This window comes from Salinifilum ghardaiensis, from assembly GCF_054491345.1.
On sequence record NZ_CM137101.1, the window covers coordinates 3,145,782 to 3,172,497 of the forward strand.

General features: G+C 71.6%; 23 protein-coding genes. 9 read left to right on the top strand and 14 right to left on the bottom strand.

The features are described from left to right. Positions 1 to 3: 3 nt before the first annotated feature. Together ACVGV0_RS14290 and ACVGV0_RS14295 are read right to left on the bottom strand one after the other, a co-directional pair. The gene (locus tag ACVGV0_RS14290) at positions 4 to 1,164 is read right to left on the bottom strand and encodes an acyl-CoA dehydrogenase family protein (protein ID WP_459156170.1); all 1,161 of its coding nucleotides are present in this window, start codon (positions 1,162 to 1,164) and stop codon (positions 4 to 6) included. Positions 1,165 to 1,189: 25 nt separating this feature from the next. After that, a complete protein-coding gene (locus ACVGV0_RS14295) occupies positions 1,190 to 1,723 on the bottom strand; it encodes a thioesterase family protein (RefSeq protein ID WP_459156171.1) in 534 nt (177 codons plus the stop codon). 115 nt (positions 1,724 to 1,838) lie between these two features. On the opposite strand from ACVGV0_RS14295, the gene ACVGV0_RS14300 reads away from it, so the two are divergent. Further along, positions 1,839 to 2,636, top strand: coding sequence for an IclR family transcriptional regulator (locus ACVGV0_RS14300; RefSeq protein WP_459156172.1), 798 nt, complete (start codon positions 1,839 to 1,841; stop codon positions 2,634 to 2,636). Between the two features lie 112 nt (positions 2,637 to 2,748). Here the strand turns inward: ACVGV0_RS14300 and xsc are convergent, their stop codons facing one another. Next, on the bottom strand, positions 2,749 to 4,557 hold the full coding sequence (xsc, locus tag ACVGV0_RS14305; RefSeq protein ID WP_459156173.1) for a sulfoacetaldehyde acetyltransferase: 1,809 nt from the start codon (positions 4,555 to 4,557) through the stop codon (positions 2,749 to 2,751). 171 nt (positions 4,558 to 4,728) lie between these two features. On the opposite strand from xsc, the gene ACVGV0_RS14310 reads away from it, so the two are divergent. Beyond that, positions 4,729 to 5,538 (top strand): IclR family transcriptional regulator, encoded by an 810-nt coding sequence (locus ACVGV0_RS14310; RefSeq protein ID WP_459156174.1) that lies wholly within the window; start codon positions 4,729 to 4,731, stop codon positions 5,536 to 5,538. 490 nt (positions 5,539 to 6,028) lie between these two features. Further along, positions 6,029 to 7,588, top strand: a complete 1,560-nt coding sequence (locus ACVGV0_RS14315; protein ID WP_459156175.1) for an APC family permease — start codon at positions 6,029 to 6,031, stop codon at positions 7,586 to 7,588. Between the two features lie 205 nt (positions 7,589 to 7,793). Here the strand turns inward: ACVGV0_RS14315 and ACVGV0_RS14320 are convergent, their stop codons facing one another. The 3 genes from ACVGV0_RS14320 to ald form a co-directional block, all read right to left on the bottom strand. After that, positions 7,794 to 8,819 (bottom strand): phosphotransacetylase, encoded by a 1,026-nt coding sequence (locus ACVGV0_RS14320; RefSeq protein ID WP_459156176.1) that lies wholly within the window; start codon positions 8,817 to 8,819, stop codon positions 7,794 to 7,796. A gap of 421 nt (positions 8,820 to 9,240) precedes the next feature. Beyond that, the gene (gene pdxR / locus ACVGV0_RS14325) at positions 9,241 to 10,722 is read right to left on the bottom strand and encodes a MocR-like pyridoxine biosynthesis transcription factor PdxR (RefSeq protein ID WP_459156177.1); all 1,482 of its coding nucleotides are present in this window, start codon (positions 10,720 to 10,722) and stop codon (positions 9,241 to 9,243) included. Positions 10,723 to 10,818: 96 nt separating this feature from the next. Next, positions 10,819 to 11,934 (bottom strand): alanine dehydrogenase, encoded by a 1,116-nt coding sequence (gene ald, locus ACVGV0_RS14330; protein WP_459156178.1) that lies wholly within the window; start codon positions 11,932 to 11,934, stop codon positions 10,819 to 10,821. A gap of 259 nt (positions 11,935 to 12,193) precedes the next feature. Here ald and ACVGV0_RS14335 point away from each other — a divergent pair, with 259 nt between their 5' ends. Together ACVGV0_RS14335 and ACVGV0_RS14340 are read left to right on the top strand one after the other, a co-directional pair. Continuing rightward, positions 12,194 to 13,561: an aspartate aminotransferase family protein gene (locus ACVGV0_RS14335; protein ID WP_459156179.1), complete on the top strand. Its 1,368-nt coding sequence runs from the start codon at positions 12,194 to 12,196 to the stop codon at positions 13,559 to 13,561. A 67-nt stretch (positions 13,562 to 13,628) separates the two neighbouring features. Then, positions 13,629 to 14,717: a sulfite oxidase gene (locus ACVGV0_RS14340; RefSeq protein ID WP_459156180.1), complete on the top strand. Its 1,089-nt coding sequence runs from the start codon at positions 13,629 to 13,631 to the stop codon at positions 14,715 to 14,717. 107 nt (positions 14,718 to 14,824) lie between these two features. Here the strand turns inward: ACVGV0_RS14340 and ACVGV0_RS14345 are convergent, their stop codons facing one another. Together ACVGV0_RS14345 and ACVGV0_RS14350 are read right to left on the bottom strand one after the other, a co-directional pair. Then, entirely contained in the window at positions 14,825 to 15,718 is an 894-nt protein-coding gene (locus ACVGV0_RS14345; protein WP_459156181.1) for an LLM class F420-dependent oxidoreductase, read from the bottom strand. Between the two features lie 192 nt (positions 15,719 to 15,910). Beyond that, complete coding sequence (locus ACVGV0_RS14350; RefSeq protein WP_459156182.1) at positions 15,911 to 16,762, bottom strand: LysR family transcriptional regulator; 852 nt, start codon at positions 16,760 to 16,762, stop codon at positions 15,911 to 15,913. Positions 16,763 to 16,864: 102 nt separating this feature from the next. Here ACVGV0_RS14350 and ACVGV0_RS14355 point away from each other — a divergent pair, with 102 nt between their 5' ends. Next, positions 16,865 to 17,896, top strand: coding sequence for a bile acid:sodium symporter family protein (locus ACVGV0_RS14355; RefSeq protein WP_459156183.1), 1,032 nt, complete (start codon positions 16,865 to 16,867; stop codon positions 17,894 to 17,896). Between the two features lie 19 nt (positions 17,897 to 17,915). Here the strand turns inward: ACVGV0_RS14355 and ACVGV0_RS14360 are convergent, their stop codons facing one another. The 3 genes from ACVGV0_RS14360 to ACVGV0_RS14370 form a co-directional block, all read right to left on the bottom strand. Beyond that, a complete protein-coding gene (locus ACVGV0_RS14360; RefSeq protein ID WP_459156184.1) occupies positions 17,916 to 19,868 on the bottom strand; it encodes an FAD-dependent monooxygenase in 1,953 nt (650 codons plus the stop codon). A 313-nt stretch (positions 19,869 to 20,181) separates the two neighbouring features. Further along, positions 20,182 to 20,370, bottom strand: a complete 189-nt coding sequence (locus ACVGV0_RS14365) for a hypothetical protein (RefSeq protein ID WP_459156185.1) — start codon at positions 20,368 to 20,370, stop codon at positions 20,182 to 20,184. A gap of 204 nt (positions 20,371 to 20,574) precedes the next feature. Beyond that, entirely contained in the window at positions 20,575 to 21,057 is a 483-nt protein-coding gene (locus ACVGV0_RS14370) for a Dps family protein (RefSeq protein ID WP_459156186.1), read from the bottom strand. 199 nt (positions 21,058 to 21,256) lie between these two features. Between ACVGV0_RS14370 and ACVGV0_RS14375 the strand changes: the two genes are divergently transcribed. Then, entirely contained in the window at positions 21,257 to 22,399 is a 1,143-nt protein-coding gene (locus ACVGV0_RS14375; protein WP_459156187.1) for a hypothetical protein, read from the top strand. Between the two features lie 137 nt (positions 22,400 to 22,536). Here ACVGV0_RS14375 and ACVGV0_RS14380 read toward each other — a convergent pair whose 3' ends face one another. From ACVGV0_RS14380 to ACVGV0_RS14390, 3 genes are all read right to left on the bottom strand, one after another. Further along, complete coding sequence (locus tag ACVGV0_RS14380; protein WP_459156188.1) at positions 22,537 to 22,863, bottom strand: DUF2795 domain-containing protein; 327 nt, start codon at positions 22,861 to 22,863, stop codon at positions 22,537 to 22,539. A gap of 47 nt (positions 22,864 to 22,910) precedes the next feature. Continuing rightward, positions 22,911 to 23,945: a baeRF2 domain-containing protein gene (locus ACVGV0_RS14385; RefSeq protein WP_459156189.1), complete on the bottom strand. Its 1,035-nt coding sequence runs from the start codon at positions 23,943 to 23,945 to the stop codon at positions 22,911 to 22,913. Positions 23,946 to 24,049: 104 nt separating this feature from the next. Further along, positions 24,050 to 24,253, bottom strand: a complete 204-nt coding sequence (locus tag ACVGV0_RS14390) for a DUF2795 domain-containing protein (RefSeq protein ID WP_459156190.1) — start codon at positions 24,251 to 24,253, stop codon at positions 24,050 to 24,052. Between the two features lie 481 nt (positions 24,254 to 24,734). Here ACVGV0_RS14390 and ACVGV0_RS14395 point away from each other — a divergent pair, with 481 nt between their 5' ends. Further along, the gene (locus tag ACVGV0_RS14395; protein WP_459156191.1) at positions 24,735 to 25,619 is read left to right on the top strand and encodes a GAF and ANTAR domain-containing protein; all 885 of its coding nucleotides are present in this window, start codon (positions 24,735 to 24,737) and stop codon (positions 25,617 to 25,619) included. Positions 25,620 to 25,807: 188 nt separating this feature from the next. Beyond that, on the top strand, positions 25,808 to 26,659 hold the full coding sequence (locus ACVGV0_RS14400; RefSeq protein WP_459156192.1) for a fumarylacetoacetate hydrolase family protein: 852 nt from the start codon (positions 25,808 to 25,810) through the stop codon (positions 26,657 to 26,659). Positions 26,660 to 26,716 lie beyond the last annotated feature (57 nt).

Sequence of the window (26,716 nt, forward strand, 5' to 3'; positions counted from 1 at the left end):
CGGTCAGGCCCCCAGCGGACGCAGCAGCGAACGGGAGATGATGTGCCGTTGGATCTCGCTGGTGCCGTCCCAGATCCGCTCGACGCGCGCGTCGCGCCAGAAGCGCTCGATGGGCAGTTCGGCCATCAGCCCCATGCCGCCGAAGATCTGCACCGCCCGGTCGGTCAGGCGGGCCAGCGCCTCGGAGGCGAACAGCTTCGCCATCGCCGCGTCGCGGTCGGTCATCTCCCCGCGGTCGAGCTTCGCGGCCGCCTGCAGCGTGAGCAGGTCCGCGGCCTCGAGTTCCGTGGCCATGTCGGCCAGCTGGAACCCGACTCCCTGGAACCGGCCGACGGGCTGGCCGAACTGGGAGCGTTCGGCCGCCCAGTTCGTGGCCATGTCCAGCACGCGACGACCGCGGCCGACGCAGGTCGCCGCGACGCTGAGCCGGCTGGCTCCGAGCCACTCGCCCATCAGCTCAAAACCGCTGCCCTCGGCTCCCAGGCGCTGCGCAGCCGGGATGCGGCAGTCGGAGAACGACAGCTCGCACTGGTGGTACCCGCGGTGCGAGACGCAGTCCGACCCGCGCGTGACGGTCAGTCCCGGCGCGTCGAGGTCGACCAGGAAGGCCGTGATCGCGTTCCGCGGACCGCGCGGTCCCTCCTCCGTGCCGGTGACGGCGAACAGGATCACGAAGTCGGCCACGTCGGCGTGGCTGATGAAGTGCTTGGTGCCGTTGAGGACGTAGTCGTCCCCGTCGCGCAGCGCTCGGGTGGTCATGGACCGCACGTCGGATCCCGCTCCCGGCTCGGTCATGGCCAGGCAGTCGTGCCGCTCGCCCCGGATGGTCGACAACAGGTACCGCTCGCGCTGCTCGCCCTCGCAGGCCTGCAGGATGTTGCTCGGGCGGGCCACCAGCATCTGCAGTCCGAAGCTCGCCCGGCCCAGCTCGCGTTCCACCAGGACCGCGCTGACCGCGTCCAGCCCGCCGCCACCGAGCTCGGCCGGCATGTTGGCCGCGTAGAGACCGGCCTGCAGCGCCTTGCCGCGGATGTGCGCGGCGAGGCCGTCCGGCACCTCGTCCAGCCGTTCGACCTCGTCCTCGTGCGGCAGCAGCTCGGCCTCCACGAAGCCGCGGACGGTGTCGACGACCATGCGCTGCTCGTCGCTGAGCTCGTAGTCCACGTTCGCTCCTCGGTTCGCTCGGCGGTCAGCGGCGGATGCCCATCGGGCGGCCGATGACCTCGGGGCGGGGAAGCACCGCGTGCGCGCGCTGGATCGCGTCCAGGCGGTGCCGCAGGTGCTCGGGCATCTCGCACGACCTGCCCTGCTCGCTGTCGACGTGCACGAGCAACTGCTCGGCGGTGGCCAGCAGGTCGCCGGTCCCGCCGTGGCACATCTCGTGGAAGATGTGCACCCGCTTGACGTCGTGGTCGAGCACCCGCAGGTTCACCGCGAGCGGTTCCCCCTCGGCGACCTCGCGCTTGTTGTGGATGTGCGACTCCACTGTGTACAGCGAGCGCCCGCTCTCCCGGTACTGCTCGCCGATACCGATGTAGCGGAAGAAGGCGTCGCTGTTGTCGCCGAAGACGAGCAGGTAGCTCGACTCGCTCATGTGCCCGTTGTAATCGACCCACTCGGGGCGCACCGGGGTGCTGTGGAGCTGCAGCGGTGCGGGGACCTCCGCAGCACCGTCCCACTCGCGACTGCCGCTTCCCTCGTACGGCGTAACGACCCGGTCCACTGTCCTCCCACCCCATGTTATTTCACATCGTGCGTTCCATGTTCGCATCCTGCAACATAGGGCCGCCGACGACGCGAGTCAAGACCGCTCGTCCGAGCGGACTAGGCTGGGAACGATGAACGCAGACATCGCCCCCGGCTCCGATGACCAGGACCAGCACCGGTCCTCGTCGACCGGGCGGGTGCAGTCGCTCGACCGCGCCGTAGCGCTGCTCAACGCGGTGTCCGCCGCCCCGCACGGACTCTCGGCGGCCGAGCTGGCCGCTCGCTGCGAGCTCAACCGGGCGACGGCCTGGCGCCTGCTGGCCACGCTGGAGCACCACGGCATGGTCGACCGGGATCCGGCGACCAACCGCTACTCCGTCGGTTTCGCGGTCACCCGCATGGCCACGAACGCGAGCGTGACCGGTCTCGTGCGCCGGTCCCACGGGATCCTCGAACAGCTGTCCCGCGACACCGGCGAGACCGCCAACCTCGCCGTGGCGCAGCGGTTCGGCCTGACCTACGTGGACGAGGTCACGCCGCCGGTGGTGCTCAGCGCGCGCTGGCTGGGACGGCAGACCCCGATCCACGCGACCTCGGCGGGCAAGGCGTTCCTCGCGTGGCTGCCCGAGGAGGAGGTCGACTCGATCCTGGCCGCCCCCCTGCCCGAGTACACCGGGACGACCCGCACGGACGCGTCCGCGCTGCGCACCGAACTCGCCGAGATCCGCGAGCAGGGCTACAGCGCCAGCGTCGGCGAACTCGAACCGCACCTGTACGGCGTGTCCGCGCCCGTCTTCGACGCTTCCCGGCGCCCGTTCGCCATCGTCAGCGTGTGGGGGCCGAAGGACCGCGTCCCGGAGAGCAGGTTCGGCGAACTGGGCCTCCTGGCACGCCGAGCGGCTCAGCAGGTCGCCGCCACGCTGGAATAGCGCCGGGACCCGCGCACGTCGAGCTCTCTTCGCACCCCGCAGACACGCGGCCCCGCCCCGGAAGCCCGGGACGGGGCCGCGGAGACGGCGGCGATCGCGCCTCGCGCGCGGATCAGACGTAGTCCTTGTACTTGTCGAGGTACCGCACCGGTTCGCGCAGCGCGTCGCGGCGGAACGGGTCGCCCAGCTCGCGCGTGCACATGACCTCGAGGACGGTGGTCCTGCCCTCGCTCATCTGCTTGTCGACGGCCTTGCGCAGGGCCGGACCGACGTCGTCGAGCTTGTCGACCACGACGCCCTCGGCCCCCATGGCCCGCCCGATCGCGGCGAAGCTCTCGTTCTCCAGCTCCTCGGCCACGAACCGGCGGTCGTAGAAGTCCACCTGGTTCTTCTTCTCCGCGCCCCACTGGCGGTTGTGGAACACCACCGCCGTGACGGGGATGTCGTGGCGCACGCAGGTCATGATCTCGCCCATGCTCATCCCCCACGCGCCGTCCCCGGCGTAGGCGATCGCCGGCCGGTCCGGGGCCGCGGCCTTGGCGCCGATGATCGTCGGCAGCGCATAGCCGCAGTTGCCGAAGCTCATCGGTGCGAAGAAGCTGCGCGGCTTCTCGAACCGGAGGTAGCTGTTGGCCACCGAGTTGATGTTGCCGATGTCGGTGGAGACCATCACGTCCTCGGGCATGGCCCGCTCCAGCTCGCGCAGCACCTGCCGCGGGTGCAGCCAGTTGCCCGGCTCGCCCTCCTGCTCGGCGATCACGTCCAGGCTGTACTGATCGGTCTCGTGGGTCCACTCGTCCAGCTCGGCCTCCCAGGCGTCCTTCTCCGCCTGCATCGCATCGGCGCGCTGCTCGCGGGTGGCGTCGCAGGTCAACGACTTCCCGGACAGCCGCTCGGTCAACGCCTCGGCGGTGGCCCGGGCGTCACCGCAGATACCGACCGCGATCTTCTTGACCAGGCCGAGCATCTTGTGGTCGGCGTCGACCTGGATGATCTTGGCGTTGGTCGGCCAGTAGTCGAGACCGTGCTGCGGCAGGGTCCCGAAGGGACCGAGGCGAGTGCCCAGGGCGAGGACGACGTCCGCCCGGGAGAGCAACTTCATCGCGGCCTTCGAGCCCTGGTACCCCAGCGGGCCGCACCACTGCGGGTGGCTGGCGGGGAACGAGTCGTTGTGCAGGTAGCTGTTCACCACGGGGGCGCCGAGGCGCTCGGCGAGGGCCTCGCACTCCGCCACGCCGTCGGCCATCACGACGCCCCCGCCGGAGATGATCACGGGGAACTCGGCTTCGGCCAGCAGCTCCACCGCCTCCGACAGGGACTGCTCCCCGCCCGGACCGCGGTCGAGCCTGCGCGGCCGCGGGATCTCGGTGCTGATCTCGCCGTAGAAGTAGTCGCGCGGGATGTTGAGCTGCGTCGGCCCGATCTCGGAGAGCGCGCGCTCGAAGCATCGCCCGGTGTACTCGGCCATCCGGGCCGGGTTGTTCACGTGGCCCTGGTACTTCGTGAACTCCTGGAACATCGGCAGCTGGTTGGCCTCCTGGAAACCGCCCAGGCCGGTGCCCATGGTCCCCGCCTCGGGGGTCACGATGACGACGGGGCTGTGGGCCCAGTACGCCGCGGCCATCGCTGTGACGCAGTTGCTGATGCCGGGCCCGTTCTGCCCGATCACGACACCGTGGCGGCCGCTGACCCGGGCGTAGCCGTCCGCCATGTGGCCGGCGCCCTGCTCGTGCACCACCGGCACCAGGCGGATGCCGGCGGGGGCGAAGATGTCCATCGCGTCCATGAACGCCGACCCCATGATGCCGAAGATGTCGGTGACGCCGTTGGCGACCAGCGTCTCCACGAACGCCTCGGAGGGGGTCATCTCCTGCTGGCCGACCACGACCTCTCGGTTCGCCCCGGCAGTGCTGTCAGTCATCGGATTCCTCTCTCACCGGAAGCACGGAACAGATATCGAGTACGAATAATCGGTACGCACAGTTCCTGAAACTGGACTCAAAGGTAAGGCGCAGCCACACCCGAGTCAACGGATGTACCGAAGACCGGTACTTGGCATCCTGATTTCCGGTACCTGTAACCTGGCGGCACGATGGAACCAGTTCGTGAGATCGAGATCGCCGCCGAGCTCGGCGGCGAGACACCGGCGATGCGGCTGTTCGCGCTGCTGGAGCTGATCGCCGCCAAGGACGAGTTCGTCTCGCTGCAGGGACTCGTCGAGGAGACCGACGTGCCCAAGCCGACCCTGCACCGCATGCTGCAGCAGCTCGAGAGCGGCGGCCTGCTGGTCCGCCAGGCCGACGGTCGCCACTACGCCGCGGGAAGCCGCCTGCGCCGGCTGGCCCAGAACCTGCTGCTCAACTCCACCCAGCACGGCGCGCGGCACGCGGTGCTGCGCGAGCTGGTGGAGGAAATCGGCGAGAGCTGCAACATCACCGCCCTGACCGGCGACGAGGTCGTCTACCTCGACCGCGTCGAGACGCCCGAACCGCTGCGGTTCTACCTGCGCCCCGGCTCCCGCGTGCCGGTGCACGCCTCGGCCAGCGGCAAGGTGATCCTGTCCCAGCTGACCCCGGCGCAGCGGCGCAAACTCCTGGCCCACGCGCCGCTGAAGCAGTACACCCCGAAGACCGCGACCGATCTCGACGCCCTGGAGGACGAGCTCGAACGCGTCCGCGCGAACGGCTACGCCATCGACGACGAGGAGTTCCTGCCCGGCCTGGTCTGCGCAGCCGTCCTCGTCCCGGCAGGGACCGGTCGCTCCAACCTGTGCGTGGCCGTCCAGGCACCGATCATGCGCCTGGGCGTCGAGCAGGCACCGCAGCTGGTCCCCGCTCTGCAGCGCGCCGCCGAGGCGCTGGGACGCATCGAGTCGGAGGGCGCGTCCGCCTCCGCCGACTGACCCCGCGCAGCAGCGAAACCCCTGATCCCGAACGCCGGAGCGCGCGGGGCGCGCCGCTGCGGCGAATCGCCCGCGGCGGGGCCCGCCGATCCGCGCCGCGGCCCCGGCGAGCCCTCCCGCCGCAGGCGGGTGCTGGCCACGACCCGGGCGGGAGCGGGCCGCGGCCCCGGCGAGCAGACCGCGGTCCTGCTCCCCCACCAGCGCTGCAGGACTCTGGGTCGCTCACTTTCCCGGGAACTGGACCTCCGCCGCCGGGCCCGTCGTCCCTACTATGACCCGCGACACAACGCGCAGACCGGGTCCGGCACCACCGCGGCGGCCGCACGCATCCGCAGAACCCCGCAGGGGACTCCCGCCGACGCGACCCGCCCGCGGCCTCGCGTCGCGATGTCACCGCCGAACGCAGCCGACCGGTCCCGTGGCAGCGGGCGCCCTCCGCGCTGCTCGACGCCCCGTCATCCCGGTGCGACAGCCAGAAGGAGTTCCAGACGTGGAAGAACGAGCACAGCTTTCGAAAACGCTGAAACCGCAATGGGTTTGGGCCATCGCGTTGGGATCGGCGGTCGGATGGGGAAGCTTCGTCCTGCCGGCCGACTGGATCGCCACCGCCGGCCCCCTCGGCACCGTCCTGGGCCTGCTCATCGGCAGCGCGCTGATGATCGTGATCGCGGTGAGCTACGGGTTCCTGATCCGGAAGCTCCCCGTCTCCGGCGGTGAGTTCGCCTACACCTACCTGGGCCTCGGGCGCACCCACGCGTACGTGTGCGGGTGGTTCCTGGCGCTGGGCTACTTCTCCATCGTCGCGCTGAACGCCTCGGCCCTCGGGGTGCTCGCGAAGTTCACCGCGCCCTGGCTCGTCGAGTGGGGGCGCATGTACGAGGTCGCGGGCTGGGAGGTCCACTTCGGCGAGGTGCTGATCACCAGCCTGGCGCTCGTCGCCTTCGCCGTGCTCAACGTGCGCGGTTCCACCGTCTCGGGCCAGTTGCAGTTCGCCTTCGTGCTCGCCATGATCGCCGGGGCCGTGCTGGTGACCATCGGGGTTCTCGCGCATCCCGCCACCGCGCCGAGCAACCTCCTGCCCGCGTTCACCCCGGAGACCCCGCCGTGGTCGGCCGTGCTCGCGATCGTCGCGATCGCTCCGTGGGCCTACGTCGGTTTCGACAACGTCCCGCAAGCCGCCGAGGAGTTCAACTTCGCCCCGGGCAAGGCCTTCCGGCTGATCGTGCTCGCCCTGGTCTCGGCGGCGCTGTTCTACTCGATGATGGTCGTGGCCACCGCCGCGGCCGTGCCCTGGCAGAGCCTCCTCGCCGCAGAACCGACCTGGGGCACGGGAAGTGCCGTCGCCACCCTGTTCGGCGGCCTCGGCACCCTCGTCCTCGCCGCGGCTCTGTGCGCCGGGATCTTCACCGGACTCAACGGCTTCTACGTCGCCGCGAGCCGCCTGATGTTCTCCATGGGCAGGGCGCGCATCCTGCCGCGCCTCTTCGGCCGGGTGCACCCGAGGTTCGGCACGCCCGCGGCGGGCATCATCTTCGCGAGCCTGATCTGCCTGATCACCCCGTGGTTCGGCCGGGAGGCCCTGCTGTGGATCGTGGACATGTCCGCCATCGGAGTCGCGATCGCCTACACGTACACGTGCCTGGTCGCCTACCGGCTGTTCCGCTGGAGCACCGCTGGGACCGCCTCCCCCCGGGATCCCGTCACCCCGACGGTCGCACCGGTGAAGAAGTCCCTGAGCCTGCTCGGCGCCCTGTTCGGCGGCACCTTCATCGGGCTCCTCCTCGTCCCCGCCTCGCCCGCGGCGCTGAGCACGCCGTCCTGGATCGCCCTGCTCGCCTGGTCCGCCCTGGGCGCCGCCTTCTACTTCGTGCGGGCGCGGAGGATCCGCGAAATCCCGGCCCGGGACCTGGACTACCTGATCCTCGACATGCCCTACCCCGCGGAGGACGGGCCCGAGGTTCCGCAAGCGCGCACCGGCCGCGAGGAGGCGCGGCGACCGACGACGGGGGCCGCTGCCGCCGACGCGCACCCGTCGCCCCCGCAGACCTGACGGCGCTGCGCAGCGCGGGCCGGATGAGCGGAACCGGGCCGGCAGTCGCCGCTGTCGGCCCGGTTCCGCTGCGCCGTTCGGCCCGGGCCGAACGGCGCAGCGGAACCGGTCGAGCGCGAGGGCTCTGTCCGCACTCGCGCCGGAGCTGGTGCGGTCCCGCGGTGGGAGCACCAGCCCCGGCCTGGCCAACTGGAGCCCGGCCTGGTCAGCGGAGCGCCTGCACCGCGCTGACCAGGGCGAGAACCTCGATGTCCGCCGCGCTGCACCCGCGGGAGAGGTCGTTCAGCGGTGCCCGCAACCCCTGCAGGATCGGCCCCAGGGCCACTGCGCCGCCGAACCGTTCGGTGATCTTGTAGCCGATGTTCCCCGCACCCAGGTTCGGGAACACGAGGACGTTCGCGCGTCCCGCGACCTCCGATCCGGGCGCCTTGTGGGAGCTGACGGCCTCGACCACCGCGGCGTCGAACTGCAGCTCCCCGTCGACGCGGATCTCCGGGAGGCGCCGGCGCACCAGCTGCGTCGCGGAGCGGACCCTGCTGACCACCTCGTGCTCGGCACTGCCCAGCGTGCTGAACGAGAGCATGGCCACCAGCGGCTCCGCACCGGTGAGCGCCTCGTGCGTCGCCGACGCGGCGGTGGCGATGTCGGCGAGCTGCCGCTCGTCCGGATCCGGCAGGACCGCGCAGTCGGCGAAGGTCAGCGCGCGGCCGTCCGGCAGCACCATGAGGAAGGAACTGCTCAACGTGGTCACGTGCTCCTGCAGGCCGACCACGCGGAGGCCGGCGCGCAGCACGTCCGAGGTCGAGCGCGAAGCTCCTGCCACACCGCAGTCCACGATCCCGGCCTGCAGCGCCGCCGCGGTCAGCGCCACCGGGTCGGCCGCGGCCGAGCGGCGTTCCTCCGGGGACCGCCCGGCGAAGGCCGCGTCCAGCGCCCGCACCACGGCCGGATCCCGCGCGAGGTCATCCGGCTCGCAGACCACGCCCGCGGGCACCGCGCCTCCGGCGACCCGTTCGACCTCCTCCCCGCGCCCCACGAGGCGGGGAACCAGCAAGCCCTCCTCGTGCAGGTCGATCGCGGCTCGCACGGCGCGCGGATCCGCACCGTCGGCCAGGGCGACGCGCACGCCCCGCCCCGCCACCCGTTCGCGCCACCGCACCACGGGACCGGAGTCGACCGCTCCGGACCCGCTTGCCCCGTGCACCTGTTCGGACCTGATCGCGCCGCGCATCGCGGAACGCTCCCTCCTCGTCGAAGCGGACGTCCGACGGCAACCTCCCGCGGTGCGGCGCACCGGAGCACCGGCCTCCCCGCCGGGACCCGTCACCGAGCCCCGGCGTCCCGGTGGGGCTCGGTCGACCCCGCGGTCCCGGTCCGCCCGTCCCGAGTGGACTGCGGAGCACGTGCGAGCGCGGCAGGAGCGGCGGGTCGCCGGGCGCAGGAGAGCGCCGAGGGGAACACCGCCCCCCTGGGACGAGTCCGCGGCTGATCCGGCCGCGAGCACGACCCCGCCGCCGAGCACCGTCGCCTCGGCGGCGGGGATCGCAGTTCGTCGGTGGAGGTGCGCGTCGGAACGCACTGGACCTCGATGAGACCTCGGTTCGCGCACCGCGGGTAGGTCCAGACGGCATCCTCCATCCGGGACCAGGTGCTCAGCCCGTCCTCTTCGAACTCCCGTCGAGGAGTTCACCGGCGACGTCCCCCAGCACCCGCAGGCCTTCGTCGATCCGGCGCAGCGGAACAGCGGGGAAACCGATGCGGAAGTGGTTGCGCCCGCGTTCGGGGTCCATGAAGAAGATGTCCCCCGGCTCGACGAGAACCCCGCGCTGCTCGGCTCTTTCGACGAGCCGCCTGCAGTCGAGCTCGGGAGGACCCGTCATCCACAGGCTCACGCCTCCCGGTGGGAACACCGCCTCCTCCCACGGCAGGTGCCGCCTGACCCCCTCGCACACCGCTTCCCACTTGCGCATCAGCCTGGTGCGGTAGCGGCGCAGCGACCGCAGGTACTCCCCGGTCTCGATCAGCAGCGCCAGCGCCCGCTGCAGCTGGCCCGCCGGGTGCCGGCAGACGTAGCGGCGCACCTGCCGCAGCTCCGCGATCAGCGGCGCCGGCCCCACCAGGTATCCCAGGCGCAGTCCGGGGGACAGGAACTTCGAGAACGTGCCCAGGTACACCGCATCACCGGTGCGGTCGAGCGCCTTCAGCGCCGGTGTCGGACGCCCCTGGTAGCGGAACTCGCTGTCGTAGTCGTCCTCCACCACGACCGTGCCGCTCTCCCCGGCGCGCTGCAGCAGCTCGTGCCGGCGGCCGATGCTCAACGTCACGTTGGTCGGGTGCTGGTGGCTCGGCGTCAGGTACAGCAGATCCGTGCCCCGCAGCGAGGCCGGGGTCTGCATCCCGGCCTGGTCGACGTCCCGTCCGCGCACCGCGGCACCGCTGCGGAGGAAGATGTGCCGGGCGTCCAGGTATCCGGGGTCCTCGATGTCCACCCGTTGCCCCGGCCCCAGCAGCACGCGGCTCAGCAGGTCCAGGCCCTGCTGGGAACCGACCGTGACCAGCACCTCCTCCGGAGCCGCCTCGATGCCCCGGGAGGGCAGCAGGTGCCTGCGGATCATGTCCACCAGCTTCGGGTCGTCGGAGGCGACGCTGTCCTGCAGGCTGTGGTAGATGTGCGGGTGGAACAGGGAATCGCGCAAGCAGCGTGCCCACGACCGCGCCGGGAACGCGCTCACGTCGACCTGCCCCGCGAGGAAGGGGTAGGGGTAGCGGGGCCAGTCCGCGCGCTTCTCGATGTGCGGCACCTCGGCGTCGGGTGCACGGCGGATCCGGCGGGACCAGTCGATGCGGGGGGTCGTGTCGTGCTCCTGGGCGGTGCAGTGCGGCCGCATCTCCGAGTTGACGAACAACCCGCGCCGCTCCTGGCTGTCCACGAAGCCCTCGGCGATCAACTCCTGGTAGGCGAGGTTGATCGTGTTGCGCGACACGTCCAACTGCTCGGAGAGCTCCCGCGAACTCGGCAGGCGGTGCACGGGGTCGAAGGTGCCCACCGCGATCCCGTGCTCGATCGCCCGCCGCACCTGCTGGTACAGCGGTTCGTCGGACGTTCGGTCGATTTCGATCAACGTTCTCGGCATGGTTCCTCCCGCACGTCCTCGGGCACGCACCGAGTGGGTGGCACAGTAGCTTCACCGCAGCGCTGCCACCACCCCTCGGCGCCCTCCTCCCGGCGGTCACCCGAGGAGCCGCTCCGCGGAGGCGCACTCCAGCCCGAGCGCCTCGGCCACACCGGGGTTCGTCACGTGCCCGGCCACCGTGTTGACACCACCGGCCAGCTCGCCCCTGGCCGCCACCGCACCGCGCAGCCCCCGGTCCGCGATCTCCAGCACGTAGGGCAGCGTGACGTTGGTGAGGGCGTGCGTCGAGGTGTTCGGCACCGATCCCGGCATGTTCGCCACGCAGTAGAACACCGAGTCGTGCACCCGGAAGGTGGGGTCCTCGTGGGTGGTGGGGCGGGAGTCCTCCATGCAACCTCCCTGGTCCACCGAGATGTCCACGAGCACGCTGCCCGGCTTCATGCGCGCGACCATCTCGTTGGTGACCAGCTTCGGCGCCTTCGCCCCGGGCACGAGCACCGCCCCGATCACCAGGTCGGCCTCGGCGACGGCCCGCTGGATCTCGTAGCTGTTCGAGGTCGTGGTGCGGATCCGCCCCTGGTACATCCGGTCCGCGGCGCGCAGCTTGTCCACGTCCTTGTCGAGCAGCTCCACGTCCGACCAGGCTCCGGCGGCCACCGCGACCGCGTTCATCCCCGCCACGCCGGCACCGAGCACCGCCACCCGGCCGGGGTGCACACCGGAAACCCCGCCCAGCAGCGTGCCGCGCCCACCACTGGTCCGCATCAGCGACTGCGCACCGACGAAGGGCGCCAGTCGTCCCGCCACCTCGCTCATCGGGAAGAGCAGCGGCAGTGATCCGTCCGGGAGCTGCACGGTCTCGTAGGCGACGCCGGTGGTGCCGGAATCCAGCAGCGCGCGGGTGCACTCCTGCTCGGCGGCGAGGTGCAGGTAGGTGAACAGCACCTGGCCCCGGCGCATCCTGCCGTACTCCTCGGCGACGGGTTCCTTGACCTTGAGCACCAGCTCGGCCGTCGCCCACACGTCCTCGGCCGAGTCGAGCACCTTCGCCCCTGCGGCCGCGTAGTTGTCGTCGCTGATGGACGAGCCCGCACCGGCCGCGCGTTCGACGACGACCTCGTGCCCGCGGGACGTGAGCTCGTGGACGCCCGCCGGCGTGGCGGCCACCCGGAATTCCTGGTTCTTCAGCTCCCGAGGAACACCGATCTTCATCTTCCGCTCCCATCTGCCCTGGTCTATCAGCCACCCCATCAGCGGGGTGGCTCGACGATGAGGTGACGACTGGTTCCACGAGAAGCACCAGAAGCGGACTCACGGAGGGGTCCAGCCACCGCGGCATCTGGCCCCGCCGAGCGCTCCGCCACTGGCTCTCCCCGGAGGGCGCGCAGCTTCGGCATCGTCGAAGTCGGCGGCGGCCCGGGGACGGACCCCGGTGCCGGCCGCACCCCGCACGAGTGCTGAAGGAGGAAGCGTGGACACCGCAGAGCTCAAGGACAAGGCGCGTCGCCACCTCGGCCCGCACTTCACCCGCGGCGACCAGTGGCGCAACGGGGGCATGCCCGTGTTCGTGCGCGGCGAGGGATGCCACCTGTTCGACGGCGACGGACGGCGCTTCCTCGACGGGCTGTCCGGTCTTTTCTGCGTCAACCTGGGGCACAGCCGCGGCGACATCGTCTCCGCGGCCGCCAAGCAGATGGACCTGCTGCCCTACTCGACCAACTGGGGATCGGCGCACCCGCCCGCCGTGGAGACCGCCTCGCTGATCGCCGAACTGGCCCCCGGGGACCTGACCACGACGTTCTTCGTCAACTCAGGTTCCGAAGCGGTCGAGAGCGCGCTGAAATTCGTGCGCCAATACCACCGCAACCGCGGACAGCCGAACCGGACCAAGATCATCGGTCGCGAAATGGCTTACCACGGAACAACTCTGGGGGCGCTGTCGGTCACCGGAATCCCCAAGATCCGGCAGTCCTTCGAACCCCTGCTGGACGGTGTTCGGCACGTGCCGAACACCCTGGGACTGCTGGGGGATTGCGGTCCCGCCGCGCAGCTCGAGTGCATCAGGCGGATCGAGCAAGTGATCGCCGAGGAAGGCCCGGAGAGCATCGCTGCGATCTTCGCCGAACCGGTGCAGAACGGGCGGGGCGCGCTCGTCCCGCCGGAGGGGTACTGGCAGGAGCTCCGCCGCATCTGCGACGAGCACGGCATCCTGCTGGTCTCCGACGAGGTCATCTGCTCGTTCGGACGGCTCGGCTCGTGGTTCGGCAGCGCGCGCTACGGCGTCACGCCCGACCTCGTCACCTTCGCGAAGGGATCCACCGCCGGCTACGCCCCGCTCGGCGGGGTGATCGCTCGCGAGCCCCTGGTCGAGCAGCTCTTCGACGCGGGAGACCGCGGCGGTTTCACCCACGGCGCGACGTGGGGCGGGCATCCGATGGCCACGGCCGTCGCAGCCGCCACCATCAACGCCATGCGCGAGGAATCCGTTCTGGCCAATGTGGAATCACGGGGGCCGGTGCTGCGCGAGGGGTTGGACTCCCTGCAGCAGGCGCACCGGTGCGTCAAGGACGTCCGCGGCACCGGCTACTTCTACGCGATCGAGCTGATGGCCGACCGCGGAACGGGACGCGAACTCACCGACGAGCAGTCCCGCCGAGTGCTGCGGGAGGTCCTGCCGCAGGCGTTCCACCGCACGGGCGTGATCCTGCGAGGTGACGACCGCGGCGCCACCATGCTCATGGTCTCGCCGCCGCTGATCGCCGAGGGCGACGTGCTGGACGAGCTGCTGTCCGGCATCGACGGGATGCTCACCGACGTCGAGAGCGCGATTCCCGCCTGACCGCCCGCCCCTCCAAGAACGTGCGAATCCCTCGACGAGAAAGGCCATGATGACCGGAGGAACAGCGATGTCGTGGGACAAGAGCAGCGACGTGACCGTGCACCAGCAGGAACCGTTCAACGCGGAGCCCTCGCAGGCCGTGCTGGCGCAGTCGCCGCTGACCAGCGCCGGGGAATTCTACGTGCGCAACCACGGCCCGGTGCCCGAGCCGGATCCGAACTCGTGGCGGCTCGCGGTCGACGGGCTCGTGGAGAGGCCCTTGGAGCTGTCGCTGCGGGAGCTGCAACGCGATTTCACCCACCACCAGGTGGTGGCCACCTTGCAGTGCGCCGGCAACCGGCGCTCCGGCCTGATGAAGATCGGTGACATCCCCGGGCACCCCTGGGGGCGGGGCGCGACCTCCAACGCGACCTGGACCGGTGCGCGCCTGGCCGATGTGCTGCGCGCCGCCGGTTTCTCCGGCGAAGCCGGCCACGTCGCGTTCGAGGCCCCCGACGTCGCCCCCGAGGCCGTGCCACCGCAGCGCTTCGGCGCTTCCGTCCCGCTCTCCAAGGCCACCGGCGAGGAAGTGCTGCTGGCCTGGGAGATGAACGGGCAGCCCCTCTCCGCCGTCCACGGAGCACCGGTCCGCGTCGTCGTCCCCGGCTACATCGGCGCCCGGAGCGTCAAGTGGGTCGACCGCATCACCGTTCGGGAACGCCCTTCGGAGAACTTCTTCCAGGCCACCGCGTACCGGTTGTTGCCGCCAGGTGTCGATCCCGACACCGCCCCGCCCGGTGAGGGGCTGGCCCTGGGACCGCTCGCCGTCAACTCGGCCGTTCTGACCCCCGAGGACGGGGCCGCAGTCACCGCCGGTCCCACCACCGTCAAGGGGTATGCAGTGGCCGGTGACGGCCGCGGGATCGCCCGCGTGGACGTCTCCGCCGACGGCGGCCGGAACTGGCACCGGGCCGAGCTCGACTCCCCGTCCAGCCCGTGGTCGTGGTGCCACTGGCACGTCACCCTCGACCTGGCACCCGGCGAGGTGGAGATCACCGCGCGGGCCTGGGACACCGCGGGAACCGTGCAACCGGAGCACGAGTCCTCGCTCTGGAACCCCAAAGGCTACTTCAACACCGCCTGGGACCGCATCGGGCTCACCGTCGCGAGCGCGTGACCGACGTCCCGAACGGCGCGGACGTGCCGGGAGGGATGCGGGTGGCCCCTCCGCGCTGCGGGGCGGACGGGCCACCGGGTCGGGGAGGGCCGCAGGGGCGGGCGCGCTCAGCTCAGCCCGAGGGCCGGGGCGAGCTCGCGCAGCGCGGGCATCGGGTCGGCGGCGGGATCGTCACCGAGCACCTGGACCACCACGTGGTCGGCGCCGGCGTCCAGGTGCCGCTCCACGTGCGCCGCGACCGCCTCGGTGCCACCGATCGCGGCCATGTGCTCGGCCAGCCGGGTCGAGCCGCCGACGACCACGTCGGACTCGTCGAATCCCTGCCGCAGCCAGGACTTCCGGTAGTTCGGCAGCTGCGAGTACATGTGCAGGTGCTGGTGCGCGCGCCGCAGACCGGTCTCCCGGTCCGCGGTGAGCGCGACGGCCTGCTCGCTGACCACCCACTCGTCCGGTCCGAGCTGCTCGCGGGTGCGCGCGGTCTGCTCCGGGGTCACCAGGTACGGGTGCGCCCCGTCGGCGGCGGTACCGGACAGCTCGATCATCTTCGGCCCCAGCGCGGCCAGCAGCCGGGCCGGCCGCTGCGCGCCCGGCTCGACCTGCTCGGGGACCGCGTCCATGGTCCGCAGGTACTCCCGCATGGTGCTCAGGGGCTTGTCGTAGGTGCCGGCGTAGCTGCGCTCCACCAGCGGGGCGTGGCTGACGCCCAGCCCGAGCACGAAACGTCCCGGGTGCAGCGCTGCGAGGGTGCGGGCGCCGGATTCGGCGGCCGGGGCGCTGCGGGCGTGGATGTTGGCGATGCCGGTCCCGACCACCAGCCGCTCGGTGCCGCCCAGCAGGGCGGCGGCCTGGGTGAAGCTCTCCTTGCCACCCGCTTCGCCGTAGAACAGGGAGGCGTAACCGAGCTGCTCGATCTCGCGGGCGCGGGCGAGCACGTCGTTGATCGACCAGCTGTCGCTGGTCCACCAGACGCCGATGCGGGAGCGGAAGTCGATGTCGGCCATGCCGCGGAGACTACCGGTCACCGCCGGAGCTCCGCGCGCTCAACCCGGCACGGCTGTCCGGAAGTGCCTCGCCGTGCCGCTGGATCGTCCCGCTCGTGGGCGGGCGGGTCCTCGGCAACCGCACCGCGGCCTCGGACGCGGCGTGCTCCGGCGCGCCCGAGGCACCGCCCCGCGCCGACCGCTCGGGCACCGTCAGCGCAAGCGGTCCCCGTTGTCGAGGATCGCCGCGCTCAGCGCCTCGACCGTGGCGTCACCCGCCTCCTCCCGCGCGAGCAGGACGACCTCCACCTCCCCCGGGGAGGGCAGTCCGGCCGTGCGGGGAACCTCGACCAGCCCGCCGGGGATGAGGCTGCGGGCGTGCACCGCGATGCCGAGGCCGGCCAGCGCGGCCGCACGCAGCCCGCTGAGCCCGGTGCAGGTGCAGGAGGCCCGCCAGGGCGACCCGTGCCGTTCCAGGGTTTCGGTCGCGTACTCGCGGGTGATGCTCGGCGGCGGGTACAGGATGAGCGGGACGGGTTCGCCCGGGTTCGGGACGACGCCCGGGGCGGCGATCCACACCAGCTGCTCGCGCCACAGCAGGCGGCCGCGGCGCTGCCCGGGGCGGCGTTTGGCCAGCACCAGGTCCAGCTGGTCGTGCTGGAGGCGCTCGTCGAGGGTGCCGCTGAGCCCCACCGTGAGTTCCAGGTCGACCAGGGGGTGCCCGCGGCGGAAGTCGGCGAGCACCTCGTGCAGCCGCGTCAGCGCGAAGTCCTCGGAGATCCCGAGGCGCAGGCGGCCGCGCAGATCGGACTCGGCGAAGTAGTTCCAGGCCCGCTCGTTCGCGTCGAGGATGTTCTTGGCCAACCCGACCAGCGCCTCGCCGTCGGAGGTGAGGTCGACGGCGTGGGTGTCCCTGTCGAAGAGCACGCGTCCGGCGGTCTGCTCGAGCTTGCGGATCTGCTGGCTCACCGTCGACTGCCGCACTCCCAGCCGCGCGCCCGCCTGCGTGAAGCTGCGCACCTCCTCGACGACGAGGAACGTCCGGAGCAGAACGGGGTCGAACACGCACCGAGGTTATCGCGTTCCGTGATAGCAGTCAGTGCGTGCTCCGCGGTTCCTCCCGCCGCGTGCGCAGCGCAGACTCGGCGCAGTCAGCGGAGGAGGATCATGCGTCAGCTCGTATCGCTGCGGGGGTGGCGTCCGGACGGGTTCGTGGTCGCGCTGCTCGCGACCGTGCTCGCGGCCGCGGTGCTGCCCGCGCGGGGATCCGCGGCCGCGATCGCGGCGTGGTTCGCGGACCTCGCCGTGCCGCTGCTGTTCTTCCTGTACGGCGCGCGGCTGTCGCGGCGCGCCGTGCTCGCGGGGGCGCGCCACTGGCGGTTGCACGTGGTGATCCTGGCGAGCACGTTCGCCCTGTTCCCGGTCCTCGGGCTGGTGTCGGCACCGGTGGTCTCGCACCTGCTGCCCGGTCAGCTCGCGGTCGGTTTCCTCTTCCTGTGCACGCTTCCGTCCACGGTGCAGTCCTCGGTCGCGCTCACCTCGACCGCGCGGGGGAACGTGCCGGCGGCGATCTGCTCGGCGTCGATGTCGACGGTCCTCGGGGTCGTCACCACCCCGGTCCTCGTCGCGGTGCTGCTGTCCACCGGTTCCTCCTTCTCCGCGGCATCGATCGCGTCCCTGCTCACCCAGCTGATCGTGCCGTTCGCCGCGGGGCAGCTCGCGCGGCGGTGGATCGGTGAGCGCGTGGAGAACAACCGCCGGGCGCTCAGCCACTACGAACGCGGCTCGATCCTGCTGATCGTGTACGTGGCGTTCAGCAGCAGCGTGACCGCGGGGACGTGGTCCGAGGTCGGGGCGGCGCAGGTGGCGTCGCTGGCGCTGCTCGGCGCGGTGCTGCTCGCCTCGGTGATGGCGCTCCTGCACGGCGGGACGCGCCTGCTCCGGCTGCCGCGGACGGATCGCAGCACGATCGTGCTGTGCGGGTCGTTGAAGAGCCTCGCCACCGGCCTCCCGATCGCCGGGGCGCTGTTCCCCGGGCCGCAGGTCGGGGCCGTCATCGTCCCCGTCATGCTCTACCACCTGCTGCAGCTGATCGTCTCGGCGGTGTACGCGCGGGGCCAGGCCCGCAGGGCCGCGGCCCCGGAGGAGGCGGCACCAGATCTCACGAGCTCCGCGGTCCCGCGGGACCGCGAGGGGTAGTTCGGCGGCGGGCGCGGGGCTACCGCGAGTCCGAACGGGACGGACGAGCTCCTCCGCCGGGTGCGGTCGTGGGCGCTGCGACCTCGACCAGCGCTCCGCGGAGGAAGTCGACGAGCTCCGCGCGGGCGTCGAGCGGGAGCACGTTCGCGACGTACTGGTCCGGCCGGACGACCACGAGGGCTCCGCGCTCCCGGTCCAAGCCGCGCCGGTCGAAGACGTCGCTGGCCGGGTCGGGGCAGAAGACCTTCTCGTAGTCCACGAGCCCGAACGGCCCCTTGCGGGGCAGGAGGACCGGCGGCAGGTCCTCGACGGTGAGCTCGCGGTGCCCCTGCTGGAGCACCGCCCGGAGGTCGAGCACCGAGTCGGGATCGGCGCCTGCGGGGGTGAACCGGGCGATCGGCGAGTCGGCCGAGGCCAGGAAACCGGCCAGTTCCCGCAGCCGGGAACAGGGGGAGCCGGGGTGGGGCCGGTCGGCGAACGCGTAGAGGCGCCAGGCACCGTCCGCCCGGGCGGCGTGGCCGAGGTGCATCGGTTTGGCGTCGGCCAGCCGGACGACCGGCGCGGAGTGGAACCGCATCCCGACCGGCAGGCCCTCCGCCAGGTGCTGGTGGGTCGGTGCCGCGGTGAGCGCGGAGGGCTCGTAGCGGACCGCGACACCGGCGGTGAACCGCCCCTGCTCGCGGAAGTAGCGCTGGAACCGGGCGGGGTCGGCGTCCTCGCCGTCCGGCCGCTCGCTGAACAGCGCCGCGAACTCCCGGTCGAAGTCGATGAGCTGCCGGGCGACCTCCTGCCGCTCAGCGGAGTAGGTGCGCAGCACCTCGGGCCGCGAGGTCCCGCGGAGCACGGTGCCGAGCTTCCACCCGAGGTTCCAGGCGTCGGCCATCGAGACGTTCATCCCCTGCCCGGCCTTCGCGCTGTGCGTGTGGCAGGCGTCGCCGGCGATGAAGACCCGCGGCAGGCGGGTGTCGCCCTCGTCGACGTCGTCGAAGCGCTCGCACAGGCGCTGGCCGACCTCGTAGACCGCCCACCAGCCGACGTGCTTCACGTCGATGCTGTAGGGGTGCAGGATGCGGTTGGCGACCGCGGTGAGCTTCTCCGGGGTCGCGCTGCGCTCGCGGAGCATCTCGGCGTCGCGGTCGTTGTCGAGCTCGATGTAGAGCCGGACCAGGTAACCGCCCTCCCGCGGGATGATCAGGATGCTGCCCTGCTCGGAGTTGATGGCGGACTTGAGCCGGACGTCGGGGAAGTCGGTGACGGCGAGGACGTCCATGACGCCCCACGACTGGTTCGCCGCGTCGCCTTCGAGGCGGCGGCCGATGGCCTGCCGGGTGGCGCTGCGGGAGCCGTCGCAGCCGACGACGTACCGGGCGCGGACCGTCGAGGTCCCGCCGGTCGGCTCGGAGTCCTCGAGGTGCTGCAGCGTGACCGCGACCGGGTGCTCGGCGGTGGTGTCGGCGTCGACCCGCACGTCGGTGGCGTGCAGCCCGTAGAAGGGCTCGGCGCGCGTGGCGGAGCGGTGCATGTGGTCGCGCAGGTAGGACAGCATCCGCGCTTGGTTGACGATCATGTGCGGCATCTCGGAGAGGTCGTCCTCGACGTCGTTGATGCGTCCGGTGCGGACGATCGAGGCGCCGTCCCCGGGGTCCGGCCGCCAGAAGGTCACCTCGTTGACCTGGTAGCCCTCGTGGATGAGCTGGTCGGCCAGGCCGAACGCCTCGAACATCTCCACCGTGCGGCACGCGACGCCGTCGGCCTGGCCGACCTGGAGCGGCCCGTCCCGCCGATCGACGATCACGGTGCGCAGCTCGGGGAACTCGGCGAGCTGGGCCGCCAGGAGCAACCCGGCAGGACCGCAGCCGATGATCAGGACATCGGCCGTGTCCGGCAGACCGGCGGGACGCTCGTCCAGGGAGGGGTGGGGCTCCGCGACGAACGGGTTCCCGGGTTTGTAACCGTCGAGGTAGAACTGCACTGGTCTGGCTCCTCCGGGCGTCGAACTCCTCGGGCCCTCGGGGCGGAGGGTCGCCGATCCCACCGCGGAGCTCCGCGGTGGCACGCCCCATCGTGCGGCGATTGCGCCCTGCGGGACAGAACGTTCTGCTGTGCAGAACATGTTTCCCGGGACCGCAGGTCCCACGTGGCCGCACTCCTCCGACCAGGTCGACGAACAGGACGCCGTTGCCGCGGAGGCCTTGATGCGGCCAGTGCAGGTGCGGCCCCTCGAGCCGGAGCTTCCCGCGGGCAGAGGCGCGGCCCTGCGAGCGACCTCCCCGCGAGCGGTGCTGCTAGCCCGACCCCCGACCGTTGTGCTCGCGGAACAACCGCCCGTGCTCTTCGCTGCAGAACGTCAGCACCACGTTCGACTCGCTCTGCTCGTCGTAGTGCCGCTCGTAGTGAGCGTTGTCCCGGTCCACGGTCTGACCGCACCAGTCGCACGCCTCGACGACGTCGCCGTGCTCGCGTTGCTCGTCCATCGCGCTTCTCCTCCGTCCGACGCGCTCGTGGTGTGGTGCGCTGGTCCGCCCGCAGATCCACCGGACCTGGCGATCCCGCTCACAGGAGTACCCGCCCGCTCCGCGCGGTGCACCTCGAGGAGGAGGCACCGCCGCCGGCGCGCTCTCCGGCGAAGACCGCCCGGCCCCGCCTTCGCGGCGGAGCCGATCGGCCGCCGGGCGGTCTCATCCGGCGAGCTGGGCCTGCCACATCCAGTGGGACTTCTCGATCTCCCCGCTGATCCTGATCAGCAGGTCCTGCGTGACGGGATCAGCCTTGCCCGTTTCGTCGATCCGCTCGCGCAGGCGGCTGATCATGCCCGCCAGCGACGTCACGACCACCTCGATGACCTCGCGGTCGCCCTTCCAGCCGGCCTCGAGCGAGGCGAGTTCCGAATTCCCCGCGACGGTGCTCGCCCGCCCGTCCGGCGAGCCGCCGATGGTGACCGCGCGTTCAGCCACCTCGTCGGCGAACCCGCGGGCTGCCGTGACCAGCTCGTCGAGCTGCCGGTGCACGTCGCGGAACTTCTCCCCCACCACGTTCCAGTGCGCCTGCTTGCCCACCAGGTGCAGGTCCACCAGATCGACGAGAGTGCTCTGCAGCACGCGGAGAGCGGTGTCCCGTTCCGCATCGTTCAACGGACTCGTGATCTCGGCGCTGCCGCTCATCCTCGCTCGTCCTCCCAACGATCGGGTCTTTCCGCTGCGCTCCGCGCATACCCGTGATCCTCCCGTTCTATGACGAACGGAGGTGTGATCAGCAGCACTCCCCGAAGTGACCCGGCACAGCGCTTCCGGCGCGAGCCCCGGCGACGAGCCACAATCACCGGGCACGGCCCACTGCTGTTCGAACCCCGCAGGAGCTCCCGTGGACCGAGACGGCCAGCGTGACGACCAGGACGTGCGAGCGCGCGAAGGCGAGGGCGCGCTCGTCCTCGGCATCGTCGCCGACCCGGACATGCCCGCGCAGGTCGGGGCCCGCCTGGCGGCCCAGCTGACGGACTGGCTGGACGAGAGCACCGGGCACGCCTGGACGATCGAAGTCGTCGCGGAACCGCTGACCGCGGGGTTGACCGAACGCGAGACGCTGCTGCAGCACTTGGAGAGCTACCGCGCCGAACGCGAGTGGGTCTACGCGATCTGCCTGACGGACCTGCCCGTGCTGCTGCGCCGACGCCCCCTCATCGCGGGAGTCAACCCGCCCCGCCGCGTGGCTCTCGTGTCGCTGCCTGCTCTGGGCGGGGTGCAGCCCTACCGCCGGATGCGGCAGATGCTGATCCAGCTGCTCGAGGAGTTCCAGCACGGCGGCGAGCAGGCGACCGCGGCTCCGAGCAACCACCGGCTGCACAGCTGGCTCACCAACGCGCTGGCGCCGGTGCACCGCACGAACAGCAGCACCGAAGGAGGACTGCTCTACACCGCCAACCGGGTGAGCGGATGGTTGCGGCTGCTCTCCGGCATGGTGCGCACCAACCGCCCCTGGCGGTTGGTCTTCGGGTTGTCGAGCGCGCTGGTCGCAGCCATCGCCACGAGCGCGTTCGGCCTGTCCTCCAGCACGATCTGGCAGCTGGCCGACAACATCGCCGCACCGCGGCAAGTGCTGGCCGCGGTGCTGTCCATCATCCTGCTGGTGTTCTGGCTCATCGCCGCGCACGGGCTCTGGGAACGGCGGCGCGGCACCAACTCCCCCGCGCTGCGCCGGCTCTACAACACCTCGACCGCGCTGACGCTGTCGATCGGCGTCGCCTGCCTGTACCTGGGGTTGTTCCTCATCAACATCGCCGCAGCCACCTTCCTCGTCCCCGGCAGCGTGCTGAGCTCAACCCTGCAGCACCAGGAGCACGTCAGCACCTACATCAACCTGGCCTGGGGATTCACCACCATGGGAGTCATCGCCGGCGCTCTGGGGTCGAGCCTGGAGTCCGACCGGGCCGTGCGCCAGGCCGCCTACGGCTACCGCGAACAGCAGCGCCGCGCCCAGCACAGCAGCAACTCCGGCAGCAGTTCCTGACGACGCTGCGGCTGCGCCGGGAGCGCTGCGGCCGCACCGAAGGGGCTGCGCCGAGACGAGTCGTGCGCGTGGGTCTCCACGTGCGCACAACCCCCTCGGCGCAGCACGACAGGACGTTCGGGTGCGCTCCTCCGGGCTCAGCTTCCCCGGTTCTCGCCCAGCTCCTCGACGATCGGGTTGTCCGGGGTCTCCCGCTGGTGCTCCGCCAGCCCGCTGTGCTGGTGCCGGCTCGCCTGCTGAGCCTTGTCCGAACTCGACTGCCCCTCCTCCTCGGCCATGTCCAGCGGGACGGAGCGGACGATCTCGGTCAGGTTCTCGTACTCGGCCACCGGCAACGCGCGCAGGGAGCGGACCGTCTCCTCGTCAGCGCCGTGGTTCTGCGCGTGCGCAACCAGGTCCTCCTTGGAAGCGGGGAAGTCCACTTCGGACAGGGCCGCTTCCAGGCTCGCGCGGTCAGTGCTCATCGCTTCTCTCCCAACTGATCGGTCTCGGCGCGGTGCGGCGTGCTGGCTCAGCCGTCGACGGGGAAGCGCAGCAGTGCCCCGACACCGTCGGTCATGCCGGTGCCCTCGGCGGCCAGGTCGACGCTGGAGCCCGTTGCGGCGCACGCCTTCAGCAGGAAGTCCTCGCGCGCAGCCGGCCTGCCGTGCTCGAACAGCAGCGTGTCGACGGCGCCCATCTCGGCGGCCCGGGCCACTGCCGCATCGCCGTGCACGGCCCGCCCGTGGGCGATCCCGGCGTTGAGCTGCTCCGCGCGCTCCTCGGCGCTGCTGGCGCTGTGCTCGCCGGCGATGCGCCTCATCTGCTCGGCCAGGGCCTCCTCCGAAGCGTTGTCGTCACGGCCGCTGCTGTCGGTTTCGACGACGAGATCGGCCAGCTCCTCGGGGAGCTTGTCCCGCAGCGCGCTGCGCGCTTGCACCTCGCCGGCCAGCACCAGCACTCGGGGGTGGAACTCGTTCCGGAGCGTGCTCAGCCGCTCGGCGATGTCGCCGACGTTGTGCTCGAGCGCCTCGTCGGCCCGCCGCTGGATCTGCTTGTGCGCCAGCGCTCCGCCCCGCGGCTTGTGCACCCCCTCCGCGGCGCCGCCTTCGAGGCTCTCGACGTCGAGCTCGCGCGCGGTGTGCTGCGCCGCGCAGACCTCCTGGCGGATCTGCGCGCCTTCCTGGTCGATGACGGCGACCAGCATGCGCACCGACCGGGCCTCCTCCCGGACGTAGGCGGCCAACTCCGGCAGACGCGTCCAGTGCGCGTGATCTCCGGTGCCGAGCGCGGCGTCCCACGGCTCGTCGAGCACGAGTCCGTCCTCCACCGAGACGAGAACACGACCGTCGCCGTGCTCCTCGCCCGACTCGGAGCGGTTCAGCGCCTCCTCGATCGCGTCCAGCGCTCCGGCAGTCGCGCCCTCAGCGGCCAGGGCTTCCCGCAGCCCCTTCCACCGCAGCCGCACCTGCTGCTGGGCGTCCTCACCGGGAGAACGGCCCTCCAGGTAGACCGTGGCAAACGGTCCCTCGTTCTCGTACACCGGGCGCAACTTCGCCAAGTCCACGTGTTCTCCTCCTCATCGTCGGTACGACGTCGGGTGCCGGCGCTGGACGAGGGGCTCTCCTGCAGCACCGCCACGAGCTCATCACTCCGCCCGGGACGGCGGGCTCACGACTGCTCCGGCCGCTGGGGAACAGCGGCTTCGACGTCCTCGGTACTGGTGTACTCGCGGTCCGCGAGCCCCCGCAGTGCCCGCATCGTCTTCGCATCGGCCTCGCGGGTGTCGGCGTACTCGAGCAAGTAGCCCTTGCTCACCGGGAACTCCAGACCCTGCAGTACCTTGCGGACCCGCCGTTCGTCGGCATCCGTCACAGTTACCTCCTCGCTGCGCATCTCTCTCGACAACTGGGCCCTCGACGACTGGTGCAACACCGCCCCCAGCTCCTCCGGAGCCCGCTCGCGCGCGGCGAACCGCTGCGCGAGGCGCGCTACGGCGCTGCTGCTGACAGGAAGTACTACCCGCGGAGCGCGCACTCCAAACCACGAACTCCCACCCGGCGCAGGTACCGCGGCAGAACTCCCGGGTCGGAGCCAGGAGCAGCTCCGGCGATCCGCAGCGGGAACCACGCGGAAGAGGTGCGCGCACCACCGCTCGACACCGGGCTGCGCAGGAGCAACCGGCCGCCCCGTACGATGCTCGCAACAGCACCGGGGCTCGCTCGGCCACGCGGCGAGCCCTCTGCGCTCGGAGGGAGCACGCGCTTCGCCCTCACCCGAGCGCGGCGCACCGGAGCGCCCGCGCTCAGCGGACGCACCGTGCAACGACTCGACTGCCCAGGAGAGGAGCTCACCAGTGCCCGAGGACGCCAACCGACCGGACGCATCCCGGACGGCCTCGGAGGCGACCGGCCGGCGTTCGCCCGAAGCGGACTCCTCGGCGGCACGCGGGCGCACTCCCGAGGACGCGGCACCGGAGCCCGATGCGACCGGACCGGCCGCTGCGGGCGAGGTCCCCGTGGAGATCCCCGACCTCGCGGCAGGGATCGGCCGGCTCCCCAACCTGCTGCTGGGCACGGCGGAGATCGACGAAGTGCTGTGGGAAACGGCGCTGCTGGCGGTGCGAGCCGACGAGACCGTGGAGTCGTGCGGGGTCACGGTGATCCGCGATGACGCGCTCGTGTCGATCCTGCCCGACCGCTCCCCGCACGCGAAGCTGGAGAACACCCAGTACGCGGCCGAAGAGGGCCCCATCCTCGAGGCGATGCGCGAACACCACCCGGTGCTGGTCAGCTCCACGGCCACCGAGCGGCGTTGGGGCGAGTACCCGCGCCACGCCCGCGAGGCGGGCATCGGCTCATCGCTGACCCTGCCCATGCTGGCGGGCGACAAGCCGCTCGGCGCCATCACGCTGTACTCCTCCCGCCCCCGCGCCTTCCCCGAACACCACGTGCTGGGCACGCTCGTCGCGAACCTCGCGGCCACAGGACTGTGGTGCCTCCTGCGCCACGCGGACAAGCAGCGCATGGAGGAGCAACTGCAGCAGGCCCTGACCTCGCGGGAAGTGGTCGACCAGGCCAAGGGGATCATCATGGCCCAACGCGGCTGCGACGCGCGGGAGGCGTTCTCGCTGCTGCGCCGCACCAGTCAGGACAACAACATCAAGCTCCGCGACGTAGCTCGGAAGGTCGTCGACCGAGCGGTCGGAGGCGACCCGGCGGTGGAGACCCCTCCGCAGTGACGCGGGGCGGGCCCGCCGCCCCCTCAGACCGCCGGCTCCGTCCGCACACCGCCGTTCACCGCAGTCGCACGCCACCGGTTTGCGCTTGTCGGACCAACTTCCGAGTTCGCATTGATCGAAACGCGCTCCCTCTTGTACACACGTGTGGTCAGCCGGCACCGGCCGGACGCAACGAACGAGGGGTCTCCGTGCGTTTTGCGAACGTCGCCGGGCGTCCGAGCCTGGTGGAAGACACCGGACGAGTCGTGGACATCGCCCGCGCCAGCGGCGGACACCTCCCCGCCGACGTGCAGGCCGCCTACCAGCACTGGGACGAACTGCGGGAACTCGCCGCCGACCTCGACCCCGCCGACTCGGCGATCGTCGAAGCACCCGCCCACGCGTTCGACAACCCGGTCCCGGCCCCCCGGCAGATCTTCGCCATCGGACTGAACTACACCGACCACGCCGCCGAATCCGCCCAGGCCGTGCCCGACGAACCGGTGGTGTTCACCAAGTACCCCACCTCGCTGACCGGGCCCCGCGGCGCGATCGCCCTGCCCCCGGGACGCGTGGACTGGGAAGTCGAACTGGTCGTGGTCATCGGCCGTCACGCGCACCGCGTCACCGCCGAGGCCGGGTGGGAGCACGTGGCCGGCCTGACCGCGGGCCAGGACCTCTCCGAACGCGACCGGCAACTGGCCGGCTCGGCCCCGCAGTTCAGCCTGGGCAAGTCCCACCCCGGCTTCGGCCCGGTCGGCCCGGTACTGGTCACCACCGATGAACTGGACGATCCCGACGACCTGGAGCTGGGCTGCCTGGTCAACGGCGAGCAGCGGCAGAAGGGCAGGACCTCCGACCTCGTCTTCCCCGTGCCCGAACTCATCGCCCGCCTCTCCCGCGTCACCCCGCTGCTGCCCGGCGACGTCCTCTTCACCGGCACCCCCGCCGGCGTCGGACTCGGGCGCAGCCCCCAGCAGTTCCTCTCCCCCGGCGACGAACTCACCAGCTACGTGCGCGGCATCGGCGAGATGCACCACCACATGATCGCCGAGCGCTGAACCGAACTCGGCTTCGCCGCCGGGCGCGGGTGGGAGTGGCGCGCACCCGGCGGCGAA

Coding starts and splice junctions, on each gene's coding strand:
- ald (WP_459156178.1), bottom strand. CDS start 11,934: ATGAAGATCGGTGTTCCTCGGGAGCTGAAGAACCAGGAATTCCGGGTG.
- ACVGV0_RS14320 (WP_459156176.1), bottom strand. CDS start 8,819: ATGCGCGGCGCGATCAGGTCCGAACAGGTGCACGGGGCAAGCGGGTCC.
- ACVGV0_RS14340 (WP_459156180.1), top strand. CDS start 13,629: ATGTCGTGGGACAAGAGCAGCGACGTGACCGTGCACCAGCAGGAACCG.
- ACVGV0_RS14365 (WP_459156185.1), bottom strand. CDS start 20,370: ATGGACGAGCAACGCGAGCACGGCGACGTCGTCGAGGCGTGCGACTGG.
- ACVGV0_RS14380 (WP_459156188.1), bottom strand. CDS start 22,863: ATGAGCACTGACCGCGCGAGCCTGGAAGCGGCCCTGTCCGAAGTGGAC.
- ACVGV0_RS14345 (WP_459156181.1), bottom strand. CDS start 15,718: ATGGCCGACATCGACTTCCGCTCCCGCATCGGCGTCTGGTGGACCAGC.
- pdxR (WP_459156177.1), bottom strand. CDS start 10,722: ATGCCGAGAACGTTGATCGAAATCGACCGAACGTCCGACGAACCGCTG.
- ACVGV0_RS14370 (WP_459156186.1), bottom strand. CDS start 21,057: ATGAGCGGCAGCGCCGAGATCACGAGTCCGTTGAACGATGCGGAACGG.
- ACVGV0_RS14355 (WP_459156183.1), top strand. CDS start 16,865: ATGCGTCAGCTCGTATCGCTGCGGGGGTGGCGTCCGGACGGGTTCGTG.
- ACVGV0_RS14300 (WP_459156172.1), top strand. CDS start 1,839: ATGAACGCAGACATCGCCCCCGGCTCCGATGACCAGGACCAGCACCGG.
- ACVGV0_RS14310 (WP_459156174.1), top strand. CDS start 4,729: ATGGAACCAGTTCGTGAGATCGAGATCGCCGCCGAGCTCGGCGGCGAG.
- xsc (WP_459156173.1), bottom strand. CDS start 4,557: ATGACTGACAGCACTGCCGGGGCGAACCGAGAGGTCGTGGTCGGCCAG.